Origin of the sequence: Acidaminococcus fermentans DSM 20731, assembly GCF_000025305.1 — a bacterium.
Lineage (GTDB): Bacteria > Bacillota > Negativicutes > Acidaminococcales > Acidaminococcaceae > Acidaminococcus > Acidaminococcus fermentans.
The window spans coordinates 548,534-561,018 of the sequence record NC_013740.1; the positions used below are offsets into that span (position 1 = coordinate 548,534).

Annotated in this window: 16 protein-coding genes; all 16 read left to right on the forward strand. The window is 58.0% G+C overall.

Annotation, left to right across the window (positions count from 1 at the left end; all coding sequences use genetic code 11):
• The first annotated feature begins 6 nt into the window (after positions 1–6).
• Complete coding sequence (locus ACFER_RS02455; RefSeq protein ID WP_012937857.1) at positions 7–408, forward strand: hypothetical protein; 402 nt, start codon at positions 7–9, stop codon at positions 406–408.
• A gap of 74 nt (positions 409–482) precedes the next feature.
• Positions 483–848 (forward strand): YlxM family DNA-binding protein, encoded by a 366-nt coding sequence (gene ylxM / locus ACFER_RS02460; RefSeq protein WP_012937858.1) that lies wholly within the window; start codon positions 483–485, stop codon positions 846–848.
• Between the two features lie 2 nt (positions 849–850).
• Entirely contained in the window at positions 851–2,197 is a 1,347-nt protein-coding gene (gene ffh, locus ACFER_RS02465) for a signal recognition particle protein (protein ID WP_012937859.1), read from the forward strand.
• 27 nt (positions 2,198–2,224) lie between these two features.
• On the forward strand, positions 2,225–2,497 hold the full coding sequence (gene rpsP / locus ACFER_RS02470; protein WP_012937860.1) for a 30S ribosomal protein S16: 273 nt from the start codon (positions 2,225–2,227) through the stop codon (positions 2,495–2,497).
• 11 nt (positions 2,498–2,508) lie between these two features.
• A complete protein-coding gene (locus tag ACFER_RS02475) occupies positions 2,509–2,736 on the forward strand; it encodes a KH domain-containing protein (protein ID WP_012937861.1) in 228 nt (75 codons plus the stop codon).
• Between the two features lie 11 nt (positions 2,737–2,747).
• The gene (locus ACFER_RS02480; RefSeq protein ID WP_012937862.1) at positions 2,748–3,155 is read left to right on the forward strand and encodes a YlqD family protein; all 408 of its coding nucleotides are present in this window, start codon (positions 2,748–2,750) and stop codon (positions 3,153–3,155) included.
• Positions 3,156–3,159: 4 nt separating this feature from the next.
• Complete coding sequence (gene rimM, locus ACFER_RS02485) at positions 3,160–3,654, forward strand: ribosome maturation factor RimM (RefSeq protein ID WP_012937863.1); 495 nt, start codon at positions 3,160–3,162, stop codon at positions 3,652–3,654.
• A 1-nt stretch (position 3,655) separates the two neighbouring features.
• Positions 3,656–4,417: a tRNA (guanosine(37)-N1)-methyltransferase TrmD gene (trmD, locus tag ACFER_RS02490; RefSeq protein WP_012937864.1), complete on the forward strand. Its 762-nt coding sequence runs from the start codon at positions 3,656–3,658 to the stop codon at positions 4,415–4,417.
• A 130-nt stretch (positions 4,418–4,547) separates the two neighbouring features.
• Positions 4,548–4,889 (forward strand): 50S ribosomal protein L19, encoded by a 342-nt coding sequence (rplS, locus tag ACFER_RS02495; RefSeq protein WP_012937865.1) that lies wholly within the window; start codon positions 4,548–4,550, stop codon positions 4,887–4,889.
• Positions 4,890–4,950: 61 nt separating this feature from the next.
• Complete coding sequence (gene lepB / locus ACFER_RS02500; RefSeq protein WP_012937866.1) at positions 4,951–5,490, forward strand: signal peptidase I; 540 nt, start codon at positions 4,951–4,953, stop codon at positions 5,488–5,490.
• Between the two features lie 228 nt (positions 5,491–5,718).
• Positions 5,719–6,606 carry a ribosome biogenesis GTPase YlqF gene (ylqF, locus tag ACFER_RS02505; RefSeq protein WP_012937867.1) on the forward strand — a complete coding sequence of 296 codons (888 nt, stop codon included), beginning with the start codon at positions 5,719–5,721 and terminating at the stop codon, positions 6,604–6,606.
• 2 nt (positions 6,607–6,608) lie between these two features.
• Positions 6,609–7,421, forward strand: a complete 813-nt coding sequence (locus ACFER_RS02510) for a ribonuclease HII (protein ID WP_012937868.1) — start codon at positions 6,609–6,611, stop codon at positions 7,419–7,421.
• An 87-nt stretch (positions 7,422–7,508) separates the two neighbouring features.
• Entirely contained in the window at positions 7,509–7,865 is a 357-nt protein-coding gene (locus tag ACFER_RS02515; RefSeq protein ID WP_012937869.1) for a YraN family protein, read from the forward strand.
• Between the two features lie 178 nt (positions 7,866–8,043).
• A complete protein-coding gene (locus ACFER_RS02520; RefSeq protein ID WP_012937870.1) occupies positions 8,044–9,567 on the forward strand; it encodes a YifB family Mg chelatase-like AAA ATPase in 1,524 nt (507 codons plus the stop codon).
• A gap of 10 nt (positions 9,568–9,577) precedes the next feature.
• Positions 9,578–11,896, forward strand: a complete 2,319-nt coding sequence (locus ACFER_RS02525; protein WP_012937871.1) for a prepilin peptidase — start codon at positions 9,578–9,580, stop codon at positions 11,894–11,896.
• Positions 11,889–12,452: a hypothetical protein gene (locus ACFER_RS02530; protein WP_012937872.1), complete on the forward strand. Its 564-nt coding sequence runs from the start codon at positions 11,889–11,891 to the stop codon at positions 12,450–12,452. Before ACFER_RS02525 ends, ACFER_RS02530 begins: the two co-directional genes overlap by 8 nt.
• Positions 12,453–12,485: the final 33 nt, after the last annotated feature.

The following is a 12,485-nucleotide window of genomic DNA, read 5'->3' on the forward strand; positions in this document are numbered from 1 at the left end:
GCAGTTATGGCAAGCGACCTGAAAACGGAAAAACTGGGAAAAAAACTCCTGTCCCGGTTTACCCGGCAGCTGACGGATCAGGTATTCCTGTTCCTCCAGCAGGATCCGGAACTGTACCAGGAATACCAGGCCCTGGTCCGGGAAAGTTCCTCCAACGGGGTCAACTCCGTCCTGGGCCGGATGATCACGGAAGCCTATGATCTGGTGAACCTGAACAAGGAAACCCATCCCCAGTCCCCGCTGCTGAAAAAGTACACCCGCCATGCCATCCGGTGGGAGAAAGAGGATCTGGAGGTCCAGAAGAAGGTCCTGTACGGGGACCGGGACCTGTTCACTCCCAATCCCCGACCCAGCGAGGAGAAAAAGACCGTCAGAAAGAAAGGACCGGACCAGGAAAGTCTTTTTTGAAAAAAACACGCCTGTCAAGGAAAAATCCTTGACAGGTTTTTCTCTTTATAGTACAATAGCACCCGGTGATATTCATGCAGGATGAAGGCTTTGAAAAACGGATCCGCTTCGGTCAGCTGTACGCCATCTATGGCGGTCTGCTGACGGAGAAACAGCAGAAAATCATGGAAGAGTATTTCTACGATGACCTGTCACTGGGGGAAATCGCGGAAAATACCCGGACCAGCCGGCAGGCGGTCTATGATTTGCTGCGCCGGGTGGAACAGACCCTGGAAAAGTACGAAAGCCGGCTCCACCTGCTGCACCAGGATCAGGAACGGCAGTTCCGGCTGCGGGGAGCCGTAAAGCTCCTGGAAGCCTGCCGCACCAGTGACAGCACCGATCCCCGGCTGGGGAAGGTGGAAGGCATCCTGAAAAGCATCATTGACGAAAGCAGGTAACTATGGCTTTTGAAATCCTAACTGACAAACTGACGGCAGCCATCCAGAAGCTCCGGGGACAGAAAACCGTTTCCGAACAGGATCTGAAAGAGACCCTGCGGGAAGTGCGGCTGGCTCTCCTGGAAGCCGATGTGAATTTCAAGGTCGTCAAGGAATTTACCGCAAAGATCAGGGAGCGGGCCATGGGGCAGCAGGTTGACCCCAATCTCACTCCCGGCCAATATATTGTGAAAATCGTCCATGAAGAGCTGATCGAGCTCCTGGGCGGTACCCAGAGCAAGCTGAACGTGGCGGCCAATCCGCCTACGGTCATCATGCTGGTGGGGCTTCAGGGCGCCGGCAAGACCACCACGGTGGGCAAACTGGCCAATTACCTGAGAAAGAACGGGAAAAAGCCGCTGATGGTGGCCGGTGACGTATACCGTCCTGCAGCCATCACCCAGCTGGAAGTCATTGGCAAACAGCTGGATATGCCGGTCTTTTCCATGGGGGATCAGGTCTCTCCGGTGGAAATCGCCAGAGAATCCCTGAAACGGGCCAATGCCCTGCTGTGCGATACCGTGCTCATCGATACCGCCGGCCGTCTCCATGTGGACGAAACCCTGATGAATGAGCTGAAAGACATGAAAACTGCGGTCAACCCGGATGAGATCCTGCTGGTGGTGGATGCCATGACCGGTCAGGACGCCGTTACGGTGGCCGATTCCTTCAACAAGGCCCTGGGCATCACAGGGCTGATCGTAACCAAACTGGACGGTGACGCCCGGGGCGGTGCCGTACTCAGTGTGAAGGCAGTGACCAACTGCCCGGTGAAGTTCGTGGGGATGGGGGAAAAACTGGATGCTCTCCAGCCTTTCTATCCTGACCGGATGGCTTCCCGGATCCTGGGTATGGGGGATGTACTGTCCCTGATCGAAAAGGCGCAGGAAGCCATCGATGTGGACTCTGCCAAGAAGATGGCAGAATCCCTGAAAAAGAATGAATTCACCCTGGATATGTTCCTGGATCAGATGAAACAGGTCAAGAAACTGGGGTCCCTGGAATCCATTCTCAGCATGATCCCCGGCATGGGAAAATTTGCCAAGCAGCTGGAAGGGGTGGATCTGGACGGCAAGGAAGTCCGTCGGCTGGAAGCCATCATCTATTCCATGACGCCCCAGGAACGGCAGAATCCCCGTATCATCAACGGGTCCCGGCGCAAGCGCATTGCCGCCGGTTGCGGTCAGCGGGTGCAGGATGTGAACCGGCTGCTGAAGCAGTTCGAAGAGAGCAAAAAGCTCATGAAGACCATGCAGGGCATGAACAAGTATGCACGGAAGGGCAGATTCAAACTGCCTTTCATGCAATAAAACCAATCTGGCAAGGAGGTGAATGTTGTGGCAGTTAAAATCCGTCTGAAACGTATGGGTGCCAAAAAGAGCCCCTTCTATCGTATCGTCGTTGCTGACGAACGGGCTCCCCGTGACGGCCGTTTCATCGAAACCGTAGGTACCTACGATTCTACCGTTGATCCCGCCGTGGTTACCATCGACGAAGAAAAAGCTCTGTCCTGGATGAAGAAGGGGGCACAACCGACTGATACGGTTCGCTCCATGTTCAGCAAACAGGGTCTGATGGCGAAACTGGCTGGCGAAAAGGCAGCCAAATAAGGAGGAAGACTATGAAAGAGATAGTTGAAGTGATTGCTAAGGCTATCGTGAATAATCCCTCCGAGGTCCAGGTGGAGGAAGAAAGGACCGGATCTTCCGTGATCCTGAAACTCCACGTGGCGCCTGAAGATATGGGTAAAGTGATCGGCAAACAAGGCCGCATTGCCAAGGCCATCCGTCTGGTGATGAAAGCAGCTGCTACCCGCGAAAACGTGAAAGTCATCGTTGATATCGACTAAAGGTGGTTACCATGGATAAAATGATCGTTCGGGTGCCTGTAGTCATCAAGGCCAAGGTCACTGAAGACCTGAAAGCCAAGATCATTGCAGATATGAAACGTCAGGTCCAGGCGGCGGAATTGGATTTTGAACAGTTCCAGTTCAATGCCAAGCGGGCACTGAATGAACAGGCCCCTGCCGGTCCGGAAGCTGTCCGTGGGCTCCAGGAGCAGATCGAATACGAGAAGGCCCAGCGGGGCCATGCTCTCCAGGAGCTGAAAGACAAGCTGGAACGGGCTGAAAACCTGGAAATCGGCAGTGAAGTCGGTCATGGTACACTGGAACGTTCCGTAGAAATCACTGTGGGCAGCGACCTGGAAGCCCTGATGGGGGCGGAAATCGTCGTGGAAGACGGCAAAGTCGTCGGGTTCAGAGAATAAGCCTATGGAACAGCATATCGTGATTGGCAAAATTGTCGCCCCGCATGGCGTGCGGGGCGAATTTCGCATTATGCCGCAGACGGATCATCCGGAGCGGTACGCCAAAATGAAAAAAATCACCCTGGACAATGGTCGGGAATATACGGTGGTCAGCCTTCGTCAGCACAAGAATGTATACCTGATGAAGGTGGAAGGCATCGATTCCATGAACGATGCGGAAACCCTCCGGGGCCGGACCATCGTCCTGCGTCCGGAAGAACTGCCTCCCCTGCCGGAGGGCCAGTTCTACGTCCGGGACATCATCGGATTTGCCGCCGTGACTCCGGAAGGAGAAACGGTGGGGACCCTGAAGGATGTGCTCAGTCCCGGTTCCACCGATGTGTTCGTGATTGCTCCGCCCCAGGGGGAAGATATCCTGGTGGCCGCCATTGGGGACAACATCCGGAACATCGACTGGGAAAAGAAGCAGATTACCGTAGTGCTGCCGGAGTGGATCTGATATGAAATTTGTTTTTGTTACCCTGTTTCCGGAAATGATCCGCAGCGCCTGTGAATGGAGCATCCTGGGCCGGGCGGCCCGGGAAGGCCTGCTGTCCGTAGAGTGTGTGGATCCCCGGTACTATGCCACGGACCGTCACCGGAGTGTGGATGATACCACCTGCGGGGGCGGAGCCGGCATGGTGCTGAAGCCACAGACCTTTCTGGCGGCTTTGGACCGGGCCCGGGAACTGGCACCGGGGGCCCTGGTGGCGGCCATGACGCCGGTGGGAGAATCCCTTGGGCAGGAACGGGTGTGTGATCTGGCCGGGAGCGGACGGGATCTGATCCTGCTCTGCGGACACTACGAAGGATTTGATGAACGGATCCTCGAGGAAGCGGATCTCCGGCTTTCCATCGGGGACTTTGTGCTTACCGGGGGAGAACTGCCGGCCCTGTGCGTCATGGATGCGGTGGCCCGGTTCATTCCCGGGGTACTGGGCAAACAGGTCAGTGCGGAAGAGGATTCCTTCCACCACAGTCTGCTGGAATATCCTCAGTACACCCGGCCGGTGGCGTACAGAGGGAAATCCGTGCCGGAGCTCCTGCTCTCCGGCGACCACGCAAAAATCGGCCAATGGCGGCGGAAGGAAAGCCTGCGGGCCACCTGCCGCTACCGTCCGGAGCTGCTGCGGTCCATGCAGTGGCAGAAGGGGGATGGGAAACTGTTCCTGGCCATGAAAGAAGAAGAAAAAGAGAAGTCCCAGAGGCACCGGGAAGACTGAAGAAACCCAGGTTTTCCGGTTGCACTGGGAGCCGGCTGTATGGTATAATACAGCGTATGCATTAACGGGCGGTCCGCTGTTAGCACGTGGCTAGACATGAACGTCTTGGATTCTGAGGAGGAAAATATAAATGAACGTTATTGAAGCAATCGAAAAGGAACAGCTGCGTTCCGACATTCCCGAATTCCGTCCTGGCGATACCCTGAAGGTATATGTGAAGGTTGTGGAAGGTACCCGTGAACGGGTTCAGCTGTTTGAAGGCGTCTGCATCGCCCGGAGCGGTTCCGGTGCCCGGGAAATGTTCACCGTCCGCCGTGTTGCTTCCGGCGTGGGCGTGGAAAGAATGTTCCCTGTTCATTCCCCGCGTCTGGAAAAGATCGTTGTATCCCACAGAGGTGTGGTACGCAGAGCCAAACTGTATTATCTGCGTAAACTGACCGGTAAAGCCGCTCGTATCAGAGAACGTCGGTAATCGGATCAATGAGGCAGTTGCTCCGGCAACTGCCTTTTTTATTGTTGCAAAGGAGAACGTCATGAGCGAAGAAAAGAAATCCGGCTCCTGGCAGGATACGGTCAGTGACTGGCTGATCTCTATCATCGTGGCGGTGGTCCTGGCCTTCGGGATCCGTACCTTCCTGGTGGAACCCTATATGGTATCCGGACCTTCCATGATGAATACCCTCCAGGACCGGGAACGGCTGCTGGTGAACAAACTGGTCTATTACACCCGCCAGCCCAAACGGGGGGAGATCATCGTATTCAAGTATCCCAGTGATACCCGCCGGGATTTCATCAAGCGGGTCATTGCCGTGGGCGGAGATACCATTGAGATCCGGGACGGGAAGACCTATGTGAACGGGGAAGCCCTGGATGAAAGCTACATCCGGGAACCCTTCCATACCAACCTGCCCAGGACCACCGTTCCTGTCGGCCATATCTTTGTCATGGGGGACAACCGGAACAATTCGGAAGACAGCCGGTTCCGGGATGTGGGTTTTGTGGACCTGAGCCTGGTCAAAGGCAAGGCCAGCGTGATTTTCTGGCCCCTGGGCCAGGTAAGGGCGCTGCCGTGATAAAGGGGGGGGTGTTGCACGTTCTGTGCAACACCCTTTTTTTTGTCAGCTGACCGTTGACAGGGAGTGTGAAAGCTATTTTTTCACACCCCCTTTTACTGCACCAAATTCCCAATAATGACCCGATTTTTCCAGAATTCGCTTCTCACAGGGAATCATGGTATAATGGAGCCTATGCATATTGGCGGGCAGTGCGGACTGCCTGATTGGATCAGAAAGGAAGTTTTCATGGAAAATACAATCAGCGGAAAGAAATTCCACATCCAGTGGTTCCCCGGTCACATGACCAAAGCCAAGCGGATGATGGAAGCCAACCTGAAACTGGTGGATGTGGTGGTGGAACTGCTGGATGCCCGGATTCCCCGGTCCAGTGCCAACCCCATGCTCCAGCAGCTGATCGGCGCCAAGCAGAAAATCGTGGTGCTGAACAAAACGGATATGGCAGATCCGGAACGGACCCAGGCCTGGCTGTCTTATTTCAAGAAAAACAGCTTTACAGCCCTGGAAGTGGACTGCCAGAAAGGCAAAGGAGTCAAGGCCCTGGTCAGCGCCATCCAGAAAGCCGGGGAACCCACCCTGGAAAAATGGCGGAAAAAAGGGGTCCGGAACCGCTCCATCCGGGTCATGATCGTGGGGATCCCCAATGTGGGGAAATCCACCCTGATCAACCGTCTGCTGGGCAAGAACAAGGCAGCGGCCCAGAACAAGCCGGGGGTGACCCGGGGACCCCAGTGGGTGATCCTGGGCAAGGGGCTGGAACTGCTGGATACCCCGGGGGTGTTGTGGCCCAAGTTCGACAATCCGGAAACCGGATTCTGTCTGGCGGTCACCGGAGCCATCCGGGAAGAGGTGTTCGATCAGGAAACTGCCGTCCATATCCTGGTCCAGCGGCTGCTGAAACTGTATCCTCAGGAATTGTCCGCCAGTTACAGGATTGAACTGGCTCCGGAAGATACGGTGGAAACCGTGGAAGAAAAAATCGCCCGGGCCCGGGGCTGTCTGAAAGCCGGCGGCGTCCTGGACATGAACAAGACCATCCAGATGATCCTCCGGGACTTCAAGACGGGGAAACTGGGTTCTTTTACCCTGGAAGCGCCGCCCCGGGAAGAGGCCTGACCATGGGAACAGGAGAAAGCATCCAGCAGATCCGGGAAAAACTGAAGGGGAGGCCGGAACCTGCCGAACTGGAACGGTGGCGGCAGGATTCCCGGGCCGGAGTCCGGAAGCTGCTGGAAACCTATGACCGGAAACAGAAGGCCCAGGCAGAGGAACGGGAACGGCTGGAAAGATTCCAGGATCTGGAACGGGCCTTCTGGGCAAGGGGCATGGACCAGGTGGCCGGCTGCGATGAAGCGGGCCGGGGACCTCTGGCCGGTCCGCTGGTAACGGCTGCTGTGATCCTGCCCCATTCCATCTGGCTGCCGGGCCTCAACGATTCCAAGAAAGTCACGGCGGCCCGGCGGGAAATCCTGTACGGGGAAATCCTGGAACAGGCGGTGAGTGTGACCGTGAGCATCCTGGGGCCCCGGGAAATCGACCGGCTGAACATCTACCAGGCGGCCAAAACCGCCATGACCCTGTGCCTGACCCATCTGAAGGTCCGGCCCCAGGCAGCCGTCACCGATGCCATGCCCCTGGAGATCCCGGGCATGGAGGTGGAAGATCTGGTCCACGGAGACAGCAGAAGTGCGGCTGTGGCAGCGGCTTCCATCATTGCCAAGGTGACCCGGGATCATCTCATGGAGGACATGGACCGGCAGTATCCCCAGTATGGTTTTGCCAAACACAAGGGATACGGCACCGCCCGGCACATCCAGGCCATCCTGGACTGCGGGCCCACGCCCTGGCACCGGAGAAGTTTCGAACCGCTGAAATCCATGGACCTGGAAGAAGAAAGCGTCAGCGAAAATCAGCTGCTGCAGCTGAAGTAAAGGGATGTTGCCTTTGCAACAGCCTGTCAACGGCTGAAGGATGCCAGCAGAACTGGCTTTGCATCATGCTGAAAGGAGGAAACAGTCATGGTCCACCAGCGCCGCCGATTTGGCAACTGGGGAGAGGATGCGGCTGTCCGCTATCTGGAAACCCGGGGGTATGAAATCCTGGATCGGAACTACCGGAGCAGCTGGGGAGAAATCGACATCATTGCCCGGTACCGGGGCGTCCTGGCTTTTGTGGAAGTGAAGACCCGGCACAGTCTGAAATTCGGCCGTCCCGCTGCGGCCGTGACCCGGGAAAAACAGATCCGTCTCCGGAAAACCGCCTGGTGCTATCTCAGGGAAAACCAGGTGTTCCGGTACCGGAGCCGGTTCGATATCATCGAAATCCTGGATCTGTATGGGAAAATTTCTCTGAATCATTTGAAGAATTGTTTTTAAAAGTAAATTCTGTCGGTGGTCAGCTGTCAACGGTCAACTGCCGAAGGAAGCCAGCGAAGCTGGCTTTGCAAAGACAGCAGCCTTCTTTTTTACCTACGATGAACGACAAACGATGAACGACTCACGACAAACGATGAACGACTCACGATGAACGATACACGACAAAGGAGCTGATTCCATGTATGCACGGACCTGGGGGGAGACCACCCGAGGCATCAACGGAGAAATGGTTACGGTGGAGGTGGATGTGACCAACGGCATGCCGGCTTTTGAAATGGTGGGCCTTCCGGATACGGCGGTGAAAGAAGCCCGGGAGCGGGTGAAGGCGGCAGTGAAGAACTCCGGCTTCCGGTTTCCCGATACCCACATTACCGTCAACCTGGCCCCGGCAGACCTGAAAAAAGACGGAGCCGGACTGGATTTGCCCATCGCCCTGGGGGTGCTGGCGGCTAAAAAATACGTGAAACTGCCGGAACCCATGCCGGTATTTGCAGGAGAACTGGCCCTGGACGGGTCCCTGCGGCCGGTGAACGGGATCCTGCCCATGATCCTCCGGGCCCGGGCGGAAGGCCTGCCTTCCATGTTCATCCCTACCGGCAATGCCACGGAAGGAGAACTGGTGGACGGGATTGCCGTGTATACCGCGGACAATCTGGGGCAGATTGTGGATCATTTCCAGGGGAAACAGGTTCTGGAACCCCTGGCCAAGAAAGTGCTGGAACTGGAAAAGCCCTTGGAGGATACGGTGGATTTTGCCGATGTCCAGGGGCAGAAGGTGGCCAAACGGGCTCTGGAAATCGCCGCTGCCGGAGGACACAATGTGCTGATGGTGGGAGCTCCCGGTGCGGGCAAGACCATGCTGGCCCGCCGTCTGCCTTCCATCCTGCCTCCCATGACGGAAGAAGAGGCTCTGGAAGTGACCAAAATCTACAGCATCTCCGGGCTGCTGAAGGGTCGCCACGGCATCATGGTGGAACGGCCCTTCCGGAGTCCCCATCATACCGTGTCCCAGTCGGCCCTGATCGGCGGGGGCAGCATCCCCCATCCGGGAGAGGTGACCCTCAGCCACCATGGGGTCCTGTTCCTGGATGAACTGCCGGAATTTTCCCGGAGTGCTCTGGAAGTGCTCCGGCAGCCTCTGGAAGACGGGATGGTCACCATCAGCCGGGTCCAGGCGTCCCTGACCTATCCTGCCCGGTTCATCCTGGTGGCGGCCCAGAACCCCTGTCCCTGCGGTTTCTGGGGAGAAGAGGACAATCTCCATCAGTGCACCTGCCGGCCCGGGGATATTGCCCGGTATCAGAAAAAAATCTCCGGTCCACTGTTGGACCGGATCGATATCCAGATCCATGTGCCCCGGCTCCAGTACCAGGAGATGAAAAGCCGGAAAAAAGAAGAAAGTTCAGCGGTGATCCGGCAGCGGGTGGTGGCGGCCCGGCAGATCCAGCGGGAACGGCTGAAAGGGACCCATCTTTTCTGCAACGCCAGCATGGGACGGAGGGAAGTGAAAGCCTTTTGTCCCCTGACTCCGCAGGCGGAAGCCCTGCTGGAAAAATATTTCGTCAGCCTGGGGCTCAGCGCCCGGAGCCATGACCGGATCATCAAAGTGGCCCGGACCATCGCGGATCTGGCCGGCAGCCGGGAAATCACACCCCTCCATCTGGGGGAAGCCATCCAGCTGCGGACCAGTATCCAGGGATAGAAGGGAGAAGATGGCAATGACAGAATATATGATATCATACCTCCCCGGAATGTTCTGGGGCATCGTGGGCTGCTGCCTGGGCAGCTTCCTGGATTTGTGGGCCCAGCGGATCCGGCGGGAGGAATCCATTTTTCGTCCCCGTTCCCACTGTGACAGCTGCGGTGCGGTGCTGGGTCCTCTGGAACTGATCCCCCTGGTGAGCTGGCTGGCCCAGAAGGGACGCTGCCGTCACTGCGGAGCGGAACTGTCCGGTTCCCTGTTCTGGCGGGAGGCTGCCTGCGGGGCCCTTTTTGTCCTGGTGGCCCGGATGCCCGGCTCTCCGGCGGTACTGGCCGTACGGCTGCTCTGCCTGTCCCTGATGCTGGTGGTTTCCTGGCTGGACATGGACGAACTCCAGCTGTATGAAGATTTTTTCCCTCCTCTGGGACTGCTGTTCCTGATCCTCCATGGACTGACGGATGGGGATTTCCTGGGGCCGGTGGCAGGTGCGGCCATCCTGTGGGCGCTGCTGGCCCTGATCCACTGGCAGGTCCCTGAGGGCATGGGAGCGGGAGATCCCAAACTGGCTGCGGTGATGGGCCTGTGGCTGGGACCGGTCCTGGGACTCCGGAGCTTTTTCCTGGCCATGGGCATGGCCTTCCTGTCCGTGGCTTTCCTGGGGTTCAAGACCCACAGCCGGTGGCAGGAACACATGGCCATGCAGGTCCCCCTGGCTCCTTTTTTCTTTGGAGCGGGACTGTTGCTGCGGAGCCGGGCTCTCCTGGGCCCCGTGGATACAGGCGGGATGCCGGAACTGTTCTGCTTCCTGGGAATCCTGGAACTGGACCGGACAAAGGGCCGGTACTGGCTGTCCAGGGCCGGGGAGTGGATCAGACGGCATCTGGCTCCCTGGCCCGGGCATCTGCTGGCCGTCCAGGCCGGCGCCAGGACGGTGACCCTGGTCCAGGTACAAAGGAAGAAAGGCGGCTGGGAAGTGGAGCGGTTCCTGGAACTGGCCTGGCCGGAACGGATCCGCCGGGCTTTTTCCCGGGACCAGGGAGAAGAAGTGGCCCTGTGGCTCCAGGAGGTCTGTGCCAAACGGGGGCTGACCGCTTCCTCCGTGCTGTGGACCCTGAGCCCTGACCTGATGGAATTCCGGAACCTGCTCCTGCCCGGTTTGTCCCGGAAAGAACAGGCGGAGGCGGCATCCTGGGAAATCCTCCAGCAAATCGAATATCCTCCCGGGACCTTTGCCCTGGGGGTAGAAGCCGGACCGGAAACGGGAGAAGATATCCTGGCTGCCGCCGTCCCCCTGGCTCTTCTGGAAACTGGAGAAACCATTGCCCGGCAAATGGACTGGGAACTGCTCCGCCAGGAAGCAGCGCCGGCAGCCTGGGGACGCTGGATGGAGCAGGAACCTGCTGCTTTTCTCCTGGTCCGGGACCTGGACCGGATCCAGGGCGCCTGGTATGGATACGGCCGGCTGCTGGCCCTGCGGAATCTTCCCCTGGCCGATGGGGAAGAGGCAATGCCGGAAGAAACAGCCGGGCTCCTGTGGGACAAACTGCCGGCCGGAATCCGGGAACGGTTCCAGACAGGGCCCACCGGCTTGTATCTGGCAGGGGGCACGGAAGAGGAACAGCAGGCATGGAAGGAATTCTTCCAGCAGCAGTGGGACTGTCCGGTCCGGCTCCTGGAGGGAAAGGCCCAGTTCCAATGGGCGCCTTATTACACGGAAAAGCAGCCTTCCGGGCTGACCTCCGGCCTTTGCGGGGCCTTGGGAGCCGTACTGTCCGAAGGCAGGCCCAGTGCATTCTGCTTTGCTTCCGGCGGGGAAAGGGGACGGTGGCTGTCCGGCATCTCCTGGCTGGATCTGGGGAAGAAAATGGCGGCAGGTACGCTGGCACTCCTTTTGTGGGGCCTGGGGGCCCGGTTTCTGTGCCTGCGGGAAGAAACCCGCTGCCGGGAACATCTCCGGCAGGCGGCTGGTTGGGAAAGCCGCTGGACGGAGCAGCAGGAGAGGCGGAAGCTCCTGGTCCGGCAGGAAAAGGAAACCAGGGAACGGATGAAGCAGCAGGTTTCCTGGGGAAGATTCCTGACACTGCTGGGGAACCAGGTTCCCTCCGACTGCTGTCTGACCCGGGTGGAGCAGCAGAAAGAAGGGCGGACCCTGGTCCTGGAAGGCCGGAGCCTGAAACGGGACGGAGCGCTGGCCCTGGTCAGCCGTCTTCGGAAGCAGCCGGAACTGGCGCAGGTGAAGCTGGAACGGATGGAACAGGAAGAACGGGAATCGGATCTTACAGGCTTTTCCCTGCGGATCCAGCTGAAAGGGGAGAAGGCCCATGGCTGAGAAAAAGAGACGAGTCCTTCCCCTGGGGGGAAGGAACCTCCGGGGCCTGGGGCTTTGCCTGGGGCTCTTTCTGTTGTGGATCTGTCTGCTGCTTCCCCTGGGACGGGACATCCTGGATCGGAACCGGCAGAACGGAGCAATGAGGAACCGGATCCGGCAGCTGGCCGTCTTTGCCGGCCAGTGGGATCCGGAAAAGTCTGGGGAAGAAAAAAGACGGCTGGACCGGTATGCCAGGGAAAACAGACAGCAGAGCCCGGAAGCCTGGGCAGGGTGTCTGGAGACGGAAGCCGCCCGGTCCGGGCTCCAGGTACTCCGGCTGGCACCTCTGAACCCGGAGGGCAAAGCGCTGCCTTCCGGGCTGGAAGCTGATCTGGAAGGATCCTTCCCTCAGCTCTTCACCTTTTTCCGCCAGTGGGAAACCCGGTATCCCGGTGTCTATACCAGAGATGGGCGTCTGGAAACCCGGGAAAGAGGAAAAAAAGTCCTGTTTCACGGAAAATTTATAACAGGTCCTGTAAAAAGTTCCAAATCAAGAGAAATACCCAGTTCTTATTGACCGATTTCGTTAATAATGAGATAATAGAATGTA

Excerpts from the sequence above, each read along its gene's own strand:
- ACFER_RS02455 (WP_012937857.1), top strand. The coding sequence starts at position 7 with ATGGCAAGCGACCTGAAAACGGAAAAACTGGGAAAAAAACTCCTGTCC.
- ylxM (WP_012937858.1), top strand. The coding sequence starts at position 483 with ATGCAGGATGAAGGCTTTGAAAAACGGATCCGCTTCGGTCAGCTGTAC.
- ffh (WP_012937859.1), top strand. The coding sequence starts at position 851 with ATGGCTTTTGAAATCCTAACTGACAAACTGACGGCAGCCATCCAGAAG.
- ACFER_RS02475 (WP_012937861.1), top strand. The coding sequence starts at position 2,509 with ATGAAAGAGATAGTTGAAGTGATTGCTAAGGCTATCGTGAATAATCCC.
- ACFER_RS02480 (WP_012937862.1), top strand. The coding sequence starts at position 2,748 with ATGGATAAAATGATCGTTCGGGTGCCTGTAGTCATCAAGGCCAAGGTC.
- rimM (WP_012937863.1), top strand. The coding sequence starts at position 3,160 with ATGGAACAGCATATCGTGATTGGCAAAATTGTCGCCCCGCATGGCGTG.
- trmD (WP_012937864.1), top strand. The coding sequence starts at position 3,656 with ATGAAATTTGTTTTTGTTACCCTGTTTCCGGAAATGATCCGCAGCGCC.
- rplS (WP_012937865.1), top strand. The coding sequence starts at position 4,548 with ATGAACGTTATTGAAGCAATCGAAAAGGAACAGCTGCGTTCCGACATT.
- lepB (WP_012937866.1), top strand. The coding sequence starts at position 4,951 with ATGAGCGAAGAAAAGAAATCCGGCTCCTGGCAGGATACGGTCAGTGAC.
- ylqF (WP_012937867.1), top strand. The coding sequence starts at position 5,719 with ATGGAAAATACAATCAGCGGAAAGAAATTCCACATCCAGTGGTTCCCC.
- ACFER_RS02510 (WP_012937868.1), top strand. The coding sequence starts at position 6,609 with ATGGGAACAGGAGAAAGCATCCAGCAGATCCGGGAAAAACTGAAGGGG.
- ACFER_RS02515 (WP_012937869.1), top strand. The coding sequence starts at position 7,509 with ATGGTCCACCAGCGCCGCCGATTTGGCAACTGGGGAGAGGATGCGGCT.
- ACFER_RS02520 (WP_012937870.1), top strand. The coding sequence starts at position 8,044 with ATGTATGCACGGACCTGGGGGGAGACCACCCGAGGCATCAACGGAGAA.
- ACFER_RS02525 (WP_012937871.1), top strand. The coding sequence starts at position 9,578 with ATGGCAATGACAGAATATATGATATCATACCTCCCCGGAATGTTCTGG.
- ACFER_RS02530 (WP_012937872.1), top strand. The coding sequence starts at position 11,889 with ATGGCTGAGAAAAAGAGACGAGTCCTTCCCCTGGGGGGAAGGAACCTC.